The 15758-nt window shown below is 75.4% G+C and carries 12 protein-coding genes; 9 read left to right on the top strand and 3 right to left on the bottom strand.

The window, feature by feature from the left end; genetic code table 11:
- Positions 1-18 precede the first annotated feature (18 nt).
- Positions 19-936, top strand: a complete 918-nt coding sequence (gene recX / locus AC060L_RS26695) for a recombination regulator RecX (RefSeq protein ID WP_483801469.1) — start codon at positions 19-21, stop codon at positions 934-936.
- A gap of 104 nt (positions 937-1040) precedes the next feature.
- Here recX and AC060L_RS26690 read toward each other — a convergent pair whose 3' ends face one another.
- Positions 1041-2903 carry an FAD-dependent monooxygenase gene (locus AC060L_RS26690; protein WP_483801491.1) on the bottom strand — a complete coding sequence of 621 codons (1863 nt, stop codon included), beginning with the start codon at positions 2901-2903 and terminating at the stop codon, positions 1041-1043.
- 498 nt (positions 2904-3401) lie between these two features.
- Between AC060L_RS26690 and AC060L_RS26685 the strand changes: the two genes are divergently transcribed.
- Together AC060L_RS26685 and AC060L_RS26680 are read left to right on the top strand one after the other, a co-directional pair.
- Positions 3402-4151, top strand: a complete 750-nt coding sequence (locus AC060L_RS26685; RefSeq protein ID WP_483801468.1) for a response regulator transcription factor — start codon at positions 3402-3404, stop codon at positions 4149-4151.
- 3 nt (positions 4152-4154) lie between these two features.
- Positions 4155-5696: a sensor histidine kinase gene (locus tag AC060L_RS26680; RefSeq protein ID WP_483801467.1), complete on the top strand. Its 1542-nt coding sequence runs from the start codon at positions 4155-4157 to the stop codon at positions 5694-5696.
- An 18-nt stretch (positions 5697-5714) separates the two neighbouring features.
- Here the strand turns inward: AC060L_RS26680 and AC060L_RS26675 are convergent, their stop codons facing one another.
- A complete protein-coding gene (locus tag AC060L_RS26675; RefSeq protein ID WP_483801466.1) occupies positions 5715-6707 on the bottom strand; it encodes a TAXI family TRAP transporter solute-binding subunit in 993 nt (330 codons plus the stop codon).
- 92 nt (positions 6708-6799) lie between these two features.
- Between AC060L_RS26675 and miaB the strand changes: the two genes are divergently transcribed.
- Complete coding sequence (miaB, locus tag AC060L_RS26670; RefSeq protein WP_483801465.1) at positions 6800-8302, top strand: tRNA (N6-isopentenyl adenosine(37)-C2)-methylthiotransferase MiaB; 1503 nt, start codon at positions 6800-6802, stop codon at positions 8300-8302.
- Between the two features lie 36 nt (positions 8303-8338).
- Positions 8339-9037 carry a class III extradiol dioxygenase subunit B-like domain-containing protein gene (locus AC060L_RS26665; protein WP_483801464.1) on the top strand — a complete coding sequence of 233 codons (699 nt, stop codon included), beginning with the start codon at positions 8339-8341 and terminating at the stop codon, positions 9035-9037.
- 138 nt (positions 9038-9175) lie between these two features.
- On the opposite strand, the gene AC060L_RS26660 is transcribed toward AC060L_RS26665, so the two are convergent.
- Positions 9176-9883 (bottom strand): antitoxin, encoded by a 708-nt coding sequence (locus tag AC060L_RS26660; protein ID WP_483801463.1) that lies wholly within the window; start codon positions 9881-9883, stop codon positions 9176-9178.
- Between the two features lie 150 nt (positions 9884-10033).
- Here AC060L_RS26660 and miaA point away from each other — a divergent pair, with 150 nt between their 5' ends.
- The 4 genes from miaA (at position 10034) to AC060L_RS26640 (ending at position 15743) form a co-directional block, all read left to right on the top strand.
- A complete protein-coding gene (gene miaA, locus AC060L_RS26655) occupies positions 10034-10969 on the top strand; it encodes a tRNA (adenosine(37)-N6)-dimethylallyltransferase MiaA (RefSeq protein ID WP_483801462.1) in 936 nt (311 codons plus the stop codon).
- Between the two features lie 285 nt (positions 10970-11254).
- The gene (locus tag AC060L_RS26650; RefSeq protein WP_483801461.1) at positions 11255-11812 is read left to right on the top strand and encodes a hypothetical protein; all 558 of its coding nucleotides are present in this window, start codon (positions 11255-11257) and stop codon (positions 11810-11812) included.
- 124 nt (positions 11813-11936) lie between these two features.
- Positions 11937-12821, top strand: a complete 885-nt coding sequence (gene dapF, locus AC060L_RS26645; RefSeq protein ID WP_483801490.1) for a diaminopimelate epimerase — start codon at positions 11937-11939, stop codon at positions 12819-12821.
- Positions 12822-13199: 378 nt separating this feature from the next.
- Complete coding sequence (locus tag AC060L_RS26640) at positions 13200-15743, top strand: RelA/SpoT family protein (RefSeq protein WP_483801460.1); 2544 nt, start codon at positions 13200-13202, stop codon at positions 15741-15743.
- Positions 15744-15758 lie beyond the last annotated feature (15 nt).

The raw sequence follows: 15758 nt of genomic DNA, 5'->3' as shown, positions 1-15758 counted from the left end.
GGGGGGCGCCCGGACTGGATGGCCGAGGTCGACGTCAAGGGCGAGGAGGAGGGGGAGCGCCCCGACTGGGTGGTGGACGCGAAGGGGCCGAGTCGGGCCGCCGAGGTCGAGCCGGCCGCCGAGCGGGCCCGCCCGCGCGGCTCCCGCCGGGGCGGTCGTCCGCCGCAGCCGGACCGGTCCGGCCGCTGGGACGGTCCTGCCGAGCCGACCGAGCCGGACCGGCAGGAGCGGCCGGTGCGGTCCGACCGGTGGGCTCGGCCGGACCGGCCGACTCGCCGGGAACAGCCTGCGCCGGCTGACCAGGGGGCCGAGCCGGACTGGGTCGCCGAGGCCGAGGCCGAGCTGGCCGCCGCGTCCGCGCGCGGACGCGGCCGCCGGCGGCGCGTGGGGCAGCCCGGGCGTGAGCCGGGCCCGAGCGCCCCACAGCCCGAAGCCGACCCCGCGACCCGGGCTCGGGACATCTGCCTGCGCCTGCTCACCGGCACCGCCAAGACCCGCAAGCAACTCGCCGACGCGCTGCGCAAGCGCGAGATCCCGGACGAGGTGGCGGAGGAGGTGCTGGCCCGCTTCGAGGAGGTCGGCCTGATCGACGACGCCGCCTTCGCCGCGGCCTGGGTCGAGTCCCGGCACGCCGGCCGCGGGCTGGCCCGGCGCGCGCTGGCCCAGGAGCTGCGCACCCGCGGCGTGGCCGGCCCGGTGGTCGAGGAGGCGGTCGCCCAGCTCGATCCCGAGGACGAGGCGGACGCCGCGCGCGCCCTGGTGGAGCGCAAGCTGCGCGCCACGGCGGGTCTGGAGCGGCAGGCGCGGATGCGCCGGCTGGTCGGCATGCTGGCGCGCCGCGGCTACTCGGAGGGGCTGGCCTTCCGGGTGGTGCGCGAGGCGCTGGACGCGGGGGGAGAGAGCGACGAGGAGCCGGCGGACTGGCCGCTGGACTGACCCTTGATCAGGTGATCCGCCGTCGGCACGTGCGGTTCAGCCGATCAGGTGATCAGCCACCCGATCAGCAGTTGAACGGGTCAACGCCGCCAGCCCGTCACCTGTCAGCCCGACCGCTCCGCACCCGCCGGCTCCGCCGCACCCGCCTCCCCGGCGTCGGCCGCCGGCGCGTCGGCGGTTGGCCCGCCGGCCGTTCCGGTGCTCGCGGCCGCCGGATCAGCGGCAGCCGCCTTCGCGGGCCCCGCGCCCGTGCCGCCCGTGCCACCCGGGCCGGCCAGCGAGCTCGGCCCGCCGCGCGCTCCGTCGGCCAGCGCCTGGAGGTCCTCCGGCCGGACGCCGTGGGTGGTGCCGACCAGGTGCCCGTCGGGCCGGACCAGCAGCACCGTGTGCGGCCCGGCGCCCGGGTACTCCTCGGCGACCAGCACCTCCGTCGGCACCGGCAGCGCCGCCGCCACCTCGGCCAGCCGCGGCATCAGCCCGGCCCCCGTCCAGCGCGCGGCGGACCAGACCGCCGTGCCCGGTGCGACCAGCAGCAGCAGGAACGTCGCGCCCAGCCGTGCGTACAACTGGTCCGGCACGCCCTCGGTGGTCACCACCGGCACGTTCGGCACCAGCACACCGGGCGCGGTGGCCGGCAGGTTCTCGGTCAGCGTGGTCCCGCGGGCCGGACCGCGCTGCACCGGCACCCCGGCGGCCCGGCCGGGCACGCCGGACGGCGCGGCCGGGTAGGCGGGCGCGCCGCCGAACCGCCCGGTGCCGAGCAGCCCGTCCGCGAGCAGCGGCGCGTGCTTGCGGAACGAGCCGGTGAGCAGCGAGCGCCGGGTCTGCTGCCAACCGCGCAGCGGGCGCAGCAGCGGCATCGACTGGTCCACCGCGCGCAGCCGGGCGCCGACCGCACCGCGCCGCTCGGCTTCGTAGCCGTCCAGCAGCGAGCCGCCGGCGAGCGAGGCGAGCTCGGTGTCACCCCGGCCGGGGACCGGGGTGAGGTGCCAGGCGACCGCGAGCCGCCAGGCGAGGTTGTCCGCGTCCCGCAGGCCGTCGGCGAGGTTCTGCATGCCGAGCGCGCCGTGCAGGTGCGCGGCGTCGCCGGCGAGGAAGCAGCGGCCGCTGCGGAACCGGGCGGCCAGCCGCTGCTGGGCGGTGTGGTCGGCGGCGGCCAGCAGGTCGTAGCGGGGTAGTTCCCCGCACCAGCCCGTCAACGTGGATTTCACCCGGGTGAGCAGGGTGTCGCCGGTGACGAGGCCGGGCCAGGTGGCATGCGGATCGACCGGTTCGGTCGGTGCCGGCCGGCCGATCGGCAGCCGCCAGTCGAGCCGCCACAGCCCGTCCGGCAGCGGGCGGGCCGAGACCTCGCGGTCCCCGCGCCACGGCGGTTCGCGGTGCAGCCGGGCCTCGCCGGGGAACGGCAGGTCCACCCGGACCGTCGCGATGGCGTGCCGGTCGACCGCCGGCCGCCCGGGGAACCGGATGCCGAGGAGCTTGCGCACCGTGGACCGGGCGCCGTCGCAGCCGACCAGGTGGCTGGCCCGCCACCAGGTGTCGGTGCCGTCCTGCGGGTGGCGGCTGCGCACGCTGACCCCGTCCCGGTCCTGCTTGAGCTCCTCCACCCGGGAGTGCGGGACCAGCTGGATCAGTGGGGTCGCGGTGGCCGCGTCGCGCAGCCCGCGCTGCATCCGGTGCTGCGGCAGGTGCAGCACCGGGTGGTCCGTCAGATCCAGGTCGAGTACCTGCTGGCGGCGGCGCCAGATGCCGAGGCGTTGCCAGCGCGCGGAGTCCGAGGCGGCGCGGACGTAGCCGAGCCGCTCCAGGAAGGCGATCGACTCGGTGCCGAGCACGGTGCTGCGCGGCCCTTCGGGGCAGACTCCGCCGCCCTGGTCCAGCAGGATGCTCGGGACCTCGTGCCGGGCGAGCGCCAGGGCGAGCGCCAGGCCCACCGGGCCGGCCCCGACGATGATCACCGGGTCCACGGTCGGCCTGCCCATCGCGAATCGGCCCGCCGCGGGTTCGGGCAGGTCGGAGCCGACTTTGCGGAGTCGGCGGAGCAGGTCCCGGGTGGTGTCACGAAGAGCAATGCAACAGATCACCTGGGTGTCCGTCAAGCAGCGATCGGTGTGCGCCGGTTCGCGCCGCGGCGCCCACGGGACTCGATTCACCGGGTGAGCGCGGTCGGCGCGGGGCCGATCAGGACGCGCGGCAAGGAGGCGCGGCGCGGCTGCTGGATACCGGGGGCCCGAGCCGGCGGAGCCCGTGGCCCCCGATACGGCGACGGTAGGGCGGCGGGTGAGGCCGCGTCTGTCGATCTGAGCAGAACTTGAGGTCACGGAACGGCTACGCCTCGGTTCGGTCACGGTCGCGCTCGGCCCCCGTCGGGGCTGGCCGGACCGGTGGGCCGTGCGGGAGGATGAGCGCTTCGCCGGCCGGTGCGGCCGGCGCGCAACGATGTGGTCAGCGGGAAGGTGTGTGCGATGCGGCTGCTCCTCGTCGAGGACGACGACCGGGTCGCGGCGGCGCTGGTCGCCGTGCTCAGTCGGCACGGCTTCCAGGTCCGGCACGCGCGCAGTGGGCACGAGGCGCTGGACGCGCTGGTGCCGGACGGCTCCGACCCCTACCGGGTGGTGCTGCTCGACCTCGGGCTGCCCGACCGCGACGGCTTCGAGGTGTGCAGCCGGATCCGGGCCGGCAGCGGGATCCCGGTGATCATGGTGACCGCCCGGGCCGACATCCGCTCCCGGATCCACGGCCTCAACCTGGGCGCCGACGACTACATCACCAAGCCGTACGACATGGGCGAGCTGCTGGCCCGGATCCACGCGGTGGCCCGGCGGTTCCAGCCGCCGGCCGCGGCGCCCGCGCCGGACGGCACGGCGACGGCGGCCGGCCTGGGCTCGCTGGAGTCCTGGGGGATCAGCATCGACCGCGAGCGCCGCCGGGTCAGCGTGGCCGGCCGGGAGGTCGCGCTCACCCGCAAGGAGTTCGACCTGCTCGCACTGCTCGCCCAGAGCCCGGGCGTGGTCTACCGGCGCGAGCAGATCTTCAGCGAGGTCTGGCGCAGCGGCTGGGAGGGCAACGGGCGCACCCTGGAGGTGCACATCGGCTCGCTGCGCACCAAGCTCGCGCTGCCCGGGCTGGTCGAGGCGGTGCGCGGGGTCGGCTACCGCCTGCTCCCGCAGTCGCCGGACGGCGCCGGGGCCGCCACCGGCCGCGGGACGACCTGAGGCATGCGCACCCGCCTCCTCGGCATCCTGCTCGCGCTGATGGCCTGTGTGCTCGCCGCGCTGGGCATCCAGCTGGCCGCTGCGGACGCCGCCGCCGAGCAGAGCCGGGTGGTCGTCGACCGGATGGACGACGTGGCCAGGTTCGCCCAGGAGCTGCCCACCCAGGGTCTGCCCTCGCACGGCCCCACCGGCCCGGCCACCAGCCCCACCAGCCCGGCCACCGGATCCGCCGTCGCGGGCACCGGTTCGGATCCGGGCTCGGATCCGGGCTCGGGCTCGGGTCCGGGTCCGGCCTCTGACCTGGCCGTGGACGCCGCCCCGGCGCCCGGCTCCTCGCAGCTGCACGCCCTGCAGACCGAGGTGACCCGCTACCAGGAGCTCTACGGAGTCCACACCGGCCTCTTCCTCAGCGACACCACCGCGCTCGCGGTCGCCCCGGCCGGCTGGCGCCCGCCGGTCTCCGGCCCGGCCGGTCAGGCGGTCCAGGAGGCCAGGGACGGCCGGCGCAGCCAGCACCCGCCGCAGGTCTGGCCGTGGACGCCGAACCGCACCCTGACCATCGCCTCCCCGGTGGTCCGGGACGGCGACGTGGTGGCCCTGGTCGTCACCGAGTCGCCGACCGGCCCGTTGCGCGCCCGGATCCTGCACCGCTGGCTGACCCTCGGCGCCGGTGAGGCGGTCGCGATGATCGCCGCCGTTCTCCTCGCGGTCCGGCTGACCGAGTGGGTGCTGCGCCCGGTGCGCACGCTGGACAGGGCCACCCACTCGATCGCCACCGGCCGGATGGACGCCAGGGTCGCGCCGGCCGGCGGTCCGCCCGAGCTGCGCCGGCTGGCCGACTCGTTCAACGAGATGGCCGACCACGTGGTGCTCGCCATGGACCAGCAGCGGGACTTCGTCGCCGACGCCTCGCACCAGCTGCGCAACCCGCTGTCGGCGCTGCTGCTGCGGGTCGAGCTGCTCGGCCTGGAACTGCCCGAGCGGCACGAGGGCGTGCTGACGGCGGTCCGCGAGGAGGGCACCCGGCTGACCCGGGTGCTGGACGACCTGCTGGGCCTGGCCACCGCCGAGGGCGGCCACCCCGAGCCGGAGGCGGTCGACCTGACCGGGCTGGTGCTGGCCCGGGTCGACTCCTGGCAGCCGCTGGCGGCCAGCCGGGGCGTCAGTCTCTCCTGCGGCCTGCCGCCGACCGCCCGGGCCTGGGCCGACCCGATCGGCTTCGGCAGCGCACTGGACGCGGTGGTGGACAACGCGCTCAAGTTCAGCCCGGCCGACGGCCGGGTGGAGGTCACCGTGCAGGTGCGCCGGCGCGAGGTCGCGGTCACCGTGACCGACAACGGGCCAGGTCTGACCGAGGAGGAGCTGGGCCGGGCCGGCGACCGCTTCTGGCGCAGCCCGCGGCACCAGAACGTGGACGGCTCCGGCCTCGGGCTGTCGATCGCCCGCACGCTGCTGATGGCCGGCGGCGGTTCGCTGGACTTCGCGCCGGCCAAGCCGGCCGGCCTGGCCGTCACGCTGACCGTCCCGCGCCAGCGTCAGGGCTGAACCCCGCCGGCCGGACCGTCAGGGCTTGACGGACCGGTAGTACTGCTCGGCGCCCGCGTGCAGCTTCAGCGGATCGGTGTAGACGGCCGTGCGCAGGTCCACCAGCTGCGCCGAGTGCACGACGTGCCCGATCGGGTCGCGGCTGTCGATGACGGCCTTGGTCAGCCCCTCGACCAGCCGCGGGTCCACGTCGGCCCGGGTGATCAGCAGGTTCGGCACCGCCATCGTCGCCACCGCCTGGCCGTTGCGGTAGATCCCGGCCGGCAGCAGCGCCGGGCGGTAGGCCGAGCTGTCCGGGTTCTCCTCGTGCAGCTTGTCGGTCAGGTCGTCGAGCGGCACGATCCGGATCGCCATGTGGTCGGAGAGCGTGCTGAGCGCGGCGGTGGGCAGCCCGCCGGACCAGAAGAACGCGTCCAGCCGGTGGTCGGCCAGCTCGGTGGCCGCGTCGCCGACCTCGACCGGCGCGGGCGTGATGCCGGTGTCCGGGTCGATCCCGGCAGCCGTGAGCAGCTCACGGGTCACCAGGTTCACCCCCGACAGCTGCTGCCCGACGCCGACCCGCTTGCCCCTCAGGTCGGCGGTGCGGTGGATCGGGGAGTCGGCCGGCACCACGAGCTGCAGGTAGTCGTCGTAGAGCCGGGCGATCGCCCGCAGGTCGCCCTTGCCCGTGCCGTGGAAGGCGGCCACCGCGTCGGCGGTGGCGATCGCGAAGCTGTCCTGGCCGGAGGCCACCCGGTCCAGGTTCTCCACCGAGCCCTGCGAGCGGTCGAGGCGCAGTTGAACGCCGGGCATCGCGCTGCCCAGCCAGACGCTGAGCATCTGCCCGTAGCGGTCGTAGACCCCGTCCGGCACGCCGGTGGAGAAGCCGCTGATCCCCTTCGGATACGCCGCCGCGCGGGCGCTGCTCAGCCACCAGCCGCCCAGCGCGCCGACCAGCAGCAGCAGGGCCGCGGCGGTCCGGCCGAGGCGGCTGCCGGCGAGCGCGCGCAGGCGGGCGGAGCCAGGAGTCATGGGGGGATCCTGCCAGGCCCGAGCGGCCCGGGGGAGGGGCAGGTGGCCGGAAAGAGGGTTTCCCGGCTGCCCGTACCCTTGGCTCTGTGGGTATGGGAGAGAGCTTGCGAACTTACAAGGTCGTCACACACGGCTGTCAGATGAACGTCCACGACTCCGAGCGGCTGGCCGGGCTGCTGGAGGACGCCGGATACGTGAAGGCCGACCAGGGGGGAGACCCCGACCTGGTGGTCTTCAACACCTGCGCGGTGCGCGAGAACGCCGACAACAAGCTGTACGGCAACCTCGGTCAGCTCGCGCCGGCCAAGACCGCCAAGAAGGACATGCAGATCGCCGTCGGCGGCTGCCTGGCCCAGAAGGACCGCGACACCATCGTGCGCCGGGCGCCGTGGGTCGACGTGGTCTTCGGCACTCACAACATCGGCCACCTGCCGGCGCTGCTGGAGCGGGCCCGGATCGAGCAGCAGGCCCAGGTGGAGATCCTGGAGTCGCTGGAGACCTTCCCCTCCACGCTGCCCACCCGCCGCGAGTCCGCGTACGCCGCCTGGGTGGCCATCTCGGTCGGCTGCAACAACACCTGCACCTTCTGCATCGTCCCCGCGCTGCGCGGCAAGGAGGAGGACCGCCGCCCCGGCGACGTGCTCGCCGAGGTCGAGGCGCTGGTCGGCGAGGGCGTCATCGAGGTGACGCTGCTCGGGCAGAACGTCAACGCCTACGGCTCCGACCTGGGCGACCGCGAGGCGTTCTCCAAGCTGCTGCGCGCCTGCGGCCAGATCGAGGGCCTGGAGCGGGTCCGCTTCACCTCCCCGCACCCGCGCGACTTCACCGACGACGTGATCGCCGCGATGGCCGAGACGCCGAACGTGATGCACCAGCTGCACATGCCGCTGCAGTCCGGTTCGGACAGCGTGCTGCGCGCGATGAAGCGCTCCTACCGGCAGGAGCGGTTCCTGGGCATCATCCGCAAGGTCCGCGAGGCGATGCCGGACGCGGCGATCTCCACCGACATCATCGTCGGCTTCCCCGGCGAGACCGACGAGGACTTCGAGCAGACCCTGCACACGGTCCGCGAGGCGCGGTTCACCAACGCCTTCACGTTCCAGTACTCCAAGCGCCCCGGCACCCCGGCCGCCGAGATGGACCAGCAGGTCCCGAAGGCCGTGGTCCAGGAGCGCTACGAGCGGCTGATCGCGCTCCAGGAGGAGATCTCCTGGGACGAGAACAAGAAGCAGGTCGGCCGCCGGCTGGAGGTCCTGGTCGCCGAGGGCGAGGGCAAGAAGGACGACAAGACCGACCGGCTCTCCGGCCGGGCGCCCGACAACCGGCTGGTGCACTTCACGCGGCCGGCCGAGCCGGTGCGCCCGGGCGACGTGGTGACCGTCGAGATCACCTACGCCGCCCCGCACCACCTGCTCGCCGAGGGCGCGACGCTCGGCGTCCGGCGCACCCGCGCGGGCGACGCGTGGGAGAAGCGCAACGCGGCCCCGGCGGCGAAGCCGGCCGGCGTGATGCTGGGCCTGCCGACCATCGGCGCCCCGGCGCCCGCGCCGGTGACCGCCACGCCTGGCAGCGGCAGCGGCTGCGGCTGCGACTGATCGGGGCCTGCACAGGCGGCGGCTAGAGTGATCGTCATGCTGGTCGCCGCCGCCGTCTGCCCCTGTCCGCCGCTGCTCGTGCCCGAGGTCGCCGCGGGTGCCGCCGCCGAGCTGGACGGGCTGCGCGACGCCTGCGCCGCCGCGGTCAGCGAGCTGCTGGCCGCCGGGCCCGAGCTGCTGGTGGTGGTCGGCGAGGGCCCGCAGGCCGAGGTCTGGACGGACGGCGGAGCCGGCTCGTTCCACCGCTACGGCGTGGACCTCGCCGTCCGGCTGCCGTCCGGCGGCGTCGACGGGCCGGAGCTGAGCCCCTCGCTGACGGTCGGCGCCTGGCTGCTCGACCAGGCCGGCGCGGCGCTGCCGACGCACGCCTGCGCGGTGCCGGCGGATGCGCCGGTGGAGCGGATGCTGGGCCTGGGCCAGGGGCTGGCCGGTCTCGCCGACCGGGTCGGCCTGCTGGTGCTGGGCGACGGCAGCGCGCGCCGCACGCTCAAGGCACCCGGCTATCTGGACGAGCGGGCCGAGGAGTACGACGCCGCACTGGCCCGGGCGCTGGGCGCGGCGGACACCGAGGCGCTGGCCGCGCTCGATCCCGGCCTGGCCGAGGAGCTGCTGGCCGCGGGCCGGGCGCCCTGGCAGGTGCTGGCCGGCGCGGCGCGCGGCGTCGGGCTCGGCGGGCGGCTGCGCTACGACGAGGCGCCGTACGGCGTCGGGTACTTCGTGGCCTCCTGGAGCTGAGCCTGGGCCCTTCCTTCCGGAGCTGATCCGTTCCGGAGCCGACCGGAAACCGACGCCGCCGCCGGCCCGGGGCGGACCCGGACCGGCGGCGGCGTGACTCAGAACGGCTCGGGGCGGCCCCGAACGGCTCAGGGCGGCTCAGGAATCCGCGGGCCGCGGGCCGTCGGAAGCCCCCGGAGCGGTCCCGTCGTCGGCCGCGCCGTCGTCCTCCTGGCCGGACGGCTTCACGGCGAAGCCGTCCACCGCGCCCTTGGCCTTCTCGGTGCCGGTGCTGATCTTGTCGGTGTACTTGTGCTTGGTGGCCTTGTCGAGCGTCTCTCCGGCCTTGTCGACCATCTCGTCGATCTTCTCGTTGTGCTGGCCGGCCAGCTGGCCCGCCTTCTCCTTGAGCTCCTCGGCCTTGCCCTTGAGGTTGTCCATCAGGCCCATGGCTTCGTCTCCTGTGTCAGTGCGCTCGAACCGGCTCTCCGACTGGCTGTCCTCGACCTGTCCCGCCGCCTGCGCGACCGCGGCCACCGCGGCGGCCAGCAGCTCGGCGACGTCCGGGGCCGCGGCCTCCAGCGCCGCGACGTCCAGCCCCGCCAGCAGGTCGGGCCCGGCCGACGGGTCCGCCGCGGCGCCCGCCGTCGAGTCGGCAGCCGGGTCGGTGGCGGGCGCCGGGTCGGCGTCCGGTGCGGTCCGGGCGGCCGGGACGCCAGCCGACAGCTCCTGCTCCGACCGCTCGGTCGGCTGCTGCGCCGTCCCGTCCGCCGGCTCCAGGACGGCGACTGCGGTCGGGCCGCCCGCCGCTGCCCCGGTCTCCCGCGCCCCGGTCTCACGGCGACGGAACCAGCTGAATACACCCATATCTTCTCCCAAGCTACGCGGTCTGCGGCGGACCCGGCCGGTTCTGCGGCGAGCCGGTGCAGGGTGCCGCCCATCCGGGGAACGAGCCGGACGGTGGCCGGTCACGTCCCCCGTTCGGGTGGGGGCGCGATCTTTGCGAGACTTGGCGGTGTGAGCAGCTCTCTTCCCCCCGTCCCGGTGGTCTCGGTGGTCGGTTCGACCGCGGCCGGCAAGTCCGATCTGGCCGTCGCGATCGCCCGTGAGCTGGGCGGCGAGGTGATCAACACCGACTCGATGCAGCTCTACCGCGGCATGGACATCGGCACCGCCAAGCTCACCGAGGCCGAGCGCGGCGGGATCCCGCACCACCTGCTGGACGTCTGGGAGGTCACCGAGACCGCCAGCGTCGCCGAGTACCAGCGCCTGGCCCGGGCCGAGATCGACCGGCTGCTCGCCGCCGGCCGGCCGCCGGTGCTGGTCGGCGGCTCGGGGCTGTACGTCCGCGCGGCGATCGACGAGATGGAGTTCCCCGGCACCGATCCGGCGATCCGCGCCCAGCTGGAGGCGGAGCTGGCCGAGCACGGCCCGGCCGTGCTGCACCGGCGCCTGGCCACCCTCGACCCGGCCGCCGCGGCCGCCATCCTGGCCGGCAACGGGCGGCGGATCGTCCGGGCGCTGGAGGTGATCGAGCTGACCGGCCGCCCGTTCACCGCGAGCCTGCCGAGCAACACCGCGGTCTACCCAGCGGTGCAGATCGGCGTGGCGGTGCCGCGCCCCGAACTCGACGAGCGGATCGAGCTGCGGGTGGACCGGATGTGGCAGGCCGGACTGCTGGACGAGGTCCGCGCGCTGGAGGCGGTCGGGTTGCGCGAGGGGCTCACGGCCGGTCGCGCGCTCGGCTACCAGCAGGTGCTGGCGTACTTCGCGGGCGAGTGCACGGAGCAGCAGGCGCGGGACGAGACGGTGCGCGCCACCCGTCGGTTCGCGCGCCGTCAGGAGTCCTGGTTCCGCCGCGACGACCGGATCCACTGGCTCTCCCGGCCGGCCGGTGCCGACCCCGCCGACCTGCTGGAAAGCTCGCTCAAGCTGATCCTGAGCGGCGCCTGAGCAAGGCCTGGGCGCAGGCTGAGCGGCACTTGAACAACTGATCCGGACGGTGTGGCGGCGGGATCCGGCCATCGGCCGGTGCACTCTCACACGGCACCTGCAGGTGCACGAGGAAGCAGCGGTCACGGCCGGATCACGTCCTGGCCACGGATCACTTGGGGACCCGCGTTACGCGCTGTGAGCGCAGCGGGACATGCCATTATCGGAGGCAATGAGGGATCAGTCGCGCGGGCCGGTCCCACCGTTCGCGAGTTGTACTCGTGTCGAACTGTCAGGGGAGGCCGCGTGTCCACGGGTCCCGGCCCCGAGACCGAGCAGTTCCGGCACCGTGCCCTGAGCCGGCCGGCCGGGGCGCACGAGCTGGAGGGCGGCCACACGGCCGTCACCGGCCTGGCCGAGGAGCCCATCGCCTTGCCGCACGTCCTGCCGCCGGACGAGCTGCTGCTGCCCGTGGATCTGGACATCGACCCGGACGCCCCGCTCGGTCCGCCGAGCGATCCGCTGGTGCTCGAACGGGATATCCGGCCGCGCCGCCGACTGCGCTGGTGGCAGCTGCTGCCGATCGTGCTGATCGGCATCGCCGGTTCGCTGATGTTCGCGTTCCCGCTGGCCTTCGGCCAGGGCGACGGCGGTGCGATGGTCGCGATGCTCGGTCTGCTGCTCACCGCCGCCTCGGTCGGCTGGGGCGCGATGGCGGCCCGGCACGCGGGCTACGCCTGGCCCGGGCTGCCCCGGCGCGGCTCCGGCCGCCGGGCCGGCTGGCGGGCCATCGCGGTGTACACGCTGATCGCCTGCGCCGCCTTCGGCCTCGCCGTCTGGCGGGTCATCCAGCTCCGCGGCTGACGCCGCCGTCTGTCGGGCACCGCCCGCGGTCCACGCCGTCCGGCGTCAGCCGTCAGTCGCCTGTCGGCAGCCGCCCGCCGTTCGCCGCTCGGCCCGGATCAGTACGATCAATGGCGTGAGCGCTATCGACCCGCAGACCTCCGGCCTCGCCTTCCTCAAGGGCCACGGCACCGAGAACGACTTCGTGATCGTCCCCGACCCGGACGGCGAGCTGCTGCTCGGCCCGGCCGAGGTGGCCAGGCTCTGCGACCGCCGGGCCGGCATCGGCGGCGACGGCCTGCTGCGCGTGGTCCGCTCGGCCAGGGACGAGGCCTCGGCGGCGATGGCCGGGCAGGCCGAGTGGTTCATGGACTACCGCAACGCCGACGGCAGCATCGCCGAGATGTGCGGCAACGGCGTGCGGGTCTTCGCCCGCTACCTGGTGCACGCCGGCCTGGCCGAGCCCGGCCCGCTCGCGGTGGCCACCCGGGCGGGGGTGCGCCGGGTGGTGATCGCACCGGACGGGCCGGACGGCACGCTCGGCGAGGTCACGGTGGACATGGGCCGGGCGCTGCTGCCGGGTCCGGACGGGATCGAGGTCGCGGTCGGGGAGCGGCACTGGCCGGCCCGCAACGTGAACATGGGCAACCCGCACGCGGTGGTCTTCGTCGCCGACCTGGCCGAGGCCGGAAACCTGTACGACGCGCCCGCGGTCAGCCCGGCCGGGGTCTATCCGGACGGCGTCAACGTCGAGTTCGTGGTGGACCGCGGCGAGCGGCACGTGGCGATGCGGGTGCACGAGCGCGGCTCGGGCGAGACCCGGTCCTGCGGCACCGGCACCTGCGCGGTGGCGGTGGCCACCGCCCGCCGGGACGGCCTGGACCCGGCGGTCACCGGCGAGCCGGTGACGCACACGGTCGATGTGCCGGGTGGGCGACTGGTGATCACCGAGCACCCGGACGGCCGGGTCGAGATGACCGGGCCCGCGGTGATCGTCGCGAGCGGGCGGCTGGCACCCGGCTGGCGCTGACCGACCGTCCGCGCCGCCCGGCGCTAGGCCGTGTCTCATAATTCGCGTCGGATCAGCGCGCGGCGTTGGGCGCCCGGCTGGGCGTGCCGGCGAAGCGTCCTCGTACTGGGCCGTACTTGGGCGTTTCGCCGGTGCGTCCAGGCGGGATGCCCGGCGTCGCGCGCCCGGCGGGAATTATGAGACACGGCCTAGGGCCCGTCCGGTTCTGAGCTGTGGTCAGGGGCCGTGGCGCCGGGCCGCTTTGCCCGTTCTGTGCGGCCGCGAATCCGCCCGTTAGGGTGATCCCGGCAACAGAGCGGAAGCGGGGCGTCGCGGAACGTGCTGTGCTCGGTAGCATGGACCACCGGGGCTGCCCGGTGCTCGCTGCCGGAGGTTGCCATGACCGTCGAAACCGGCCGGCCCACCGGCCGACCCACGCCTGATCCACAGTCAGTCGACCCGCAGAGCCCGAATCCCCGGCCCGACGGCCCGCCGCAGGCCGGCACACCGCAGGCCGCCCCGCCACCCGGCAGCCAGCAGCCGGCCCGCCGGCTGCTCGGCCGGGCCACACTGGGCCGGGCCGGCCGGGCCGCGCTGCTCGCCACCGGCCGCGCCCCGGTGCCGGACGCGATCGAGCCGATCGTCCAGGTGCACCGCCGCCACCACCCGCAGGCCGACCTCGCGCTGCTCGGCCGCGCCTACCGGACGGCCGAGGCCAGCCATCGCGGCCAGAAGCGCAAGAGCGGCGAGCCGTACATCACCCACCCGCTCGCGGTCACGCTGATCCTGGCCCAGCTCGGCGCCGAGACCACCACGCTGGTCGCCTCGCTGTTGCACGACACCGTCGAGGACACCGAGGTGACGCTCGATCAGGTCGCGGCCGACTTCGGCCCGGAGGTCGCGTACCTGGTGGACGGTGTCACCAAGCTGGAGAAGGTGGACTTCGGCGCCGCGGCGGAGGCGGAAACGTTCCGCAAGATGCTGGTCGCCACCGGGGACGACGTCCGGGTGATGGCGATCAAGCTCGCCGACCGGCTGCACAACATGCGCACGATCCGCCACATGAAGCCGGCCAGCCGGCTGCGGATCGCCAAGGTGACCCGCGACGTGCTGATCCCGCTGGCCGAGCGGCTCGGCATCCAGGTGGTCAAGACCGAGCTGGAGGACATCGCCTTCGCCACCCTGCACCCCGAGGAGTACACGCTCACCCGCGAGCTGATCTCGGCGCACGAGGCGCAGCAGGACCGGTTGCTGGTCCCGTTCGCCCAGGCGCTCGGCCGCCAGCTGGCCGAGGCCGGGGTGGCGGCCGAGGTGACGGTCCGCCCCCGGCACTGCGTCTCGGTGCACCGGCTGCTGCTGCGCCGCGCTGCGGCGGCCGGGCCGGCCGATCCGGCCGCGCTGCACCCGGCGGACCTCGGCCGGCTGCTCGTGGTGGTCGAGGAGAACGCCGACTGCTACGCGGTCCTCGGCGAGCTGCACACCTGCTGGACCCCGCTGCCGGGCGAGTTCAAGGACTTCGTGGCCGCGCCGAAGTTCAACCTGTACCAGTCGCTGCACACCGCGGTCGCGGTGGACGGCGCCGTGGTCGAGGTGCTGGTCCGCACACCGAGGATGCACCGGATCGCCGAGTTCGGGGTGGTCGCGCTCGGCAGCCCGCACCAGCCGGGCGCCGAGCCGGCCGGCCGGGACGAGCTGGACGGCACCGACCCCGCCCGCCCCGGCTGGCTCAGCCGGCTGCTGGAGTGGCAGCAGGAGACCCCGGACCCGGACGCGTTCTGGTCCACGCTGACCGCCGACCTCTCGGACGACCGGGAGATCACCGTGGTCACCGAGGAGGGCGCCACCCTGGTGCTGCCGGCCGCCGCCTCCTGCGTGGACGCCGCCTACCAGCTCGGCGAGCAGACCGGTCACCGCTGTATCGGCGCCCGGGTGAACGGGCGGCTCGTGGCGCTGGCCACCACGCTCGCCGATGGTGACGTGGTGGGCATCCTGACCGAACCGGCCGGGCCGCCGGGCGGCCCCGAGCCCTCCGGCCCCAGCCCGGAGTGGCTGGAGTTCGCGCGCACTCCCGGGGCGCGGATCGCGATCGAGCGCTGGCTGGCCGGCCACCCGGCCGTCGTCGCACCGGAGCCCGACGCCCCTGGCCCGGCCCCCCGGCCCCCCGCCCCCGACCGGTCCGGACCCGGGGCCGGGCCGCTCGCGCCGCACGGCGGACCCGGCGCCGCAGTGCCCCGGCCGGGTGCGCACCCGACGGGCACCGGCCGCCCGGACGGACGGGACGCACGGGACGGGCGGCTGCTCCCGGCCCGCCCCGGCGGCGGCCGCGGCCGGCTGGTGATCGCCCCGGGGCACCCGGGCGCGGCGGTCCGGCTGGCCCGCTGCTGCACGCCGGTGCCGCCGGACCGGGTGACCGGCTTCCAGATCCGCGGCGGCTCGATCGCGGTGCACCGGGCCGACTGCCCGACCGGCGAGCGGATGCGCGAGGACGGCCGCGGCCCGGTCCAGCTGGACTGGGCGCCGGAGGCGGCGGCCGCCCCGGCCGGCACGGCCACCGGGTTCCGGGTCACGCTGCAGGCCGAGGCGCTGAACCGGCCCCGGCTGCTCGCCGACCTGACCGCCGCGATGTCCGCGACCGGCCTGGACATCGTCTCGGCCGTGGTCGAACCGCCGCAGGAACTCCGGGTGCGGCACACCTATACGGTCGAGCTGCCCGACGCCGGTACGCTCCCGGTCGTGATGCGCGCGATGCTGCGGGTCTCCGGCGTCTACGACGTCCGCCGCCCCGGTCTGGAGGCCCCCCGGCCGCCCCGGCTGCGCCCGCACGCCCGGTCCGCGGCAAATGCGGGTGACCAGGCCCCCGCCCACGTGCGACCATCGAAGGGAATGAGGGGCCGGTCCGCCGCGTTCACCGCAGTGGACGGATCTCCCGATTTCCGCCAGTAACGACCCCAGAAGCCC

Source organism: Kitasatospora sp. NEAU-69, from assembly GCF_057158765.1.
The sequence above is the reverse complement of the archived record's forward strand: the minus strand, read 5'-3'. Positions and strand labels throughout refer to the sequence as shown.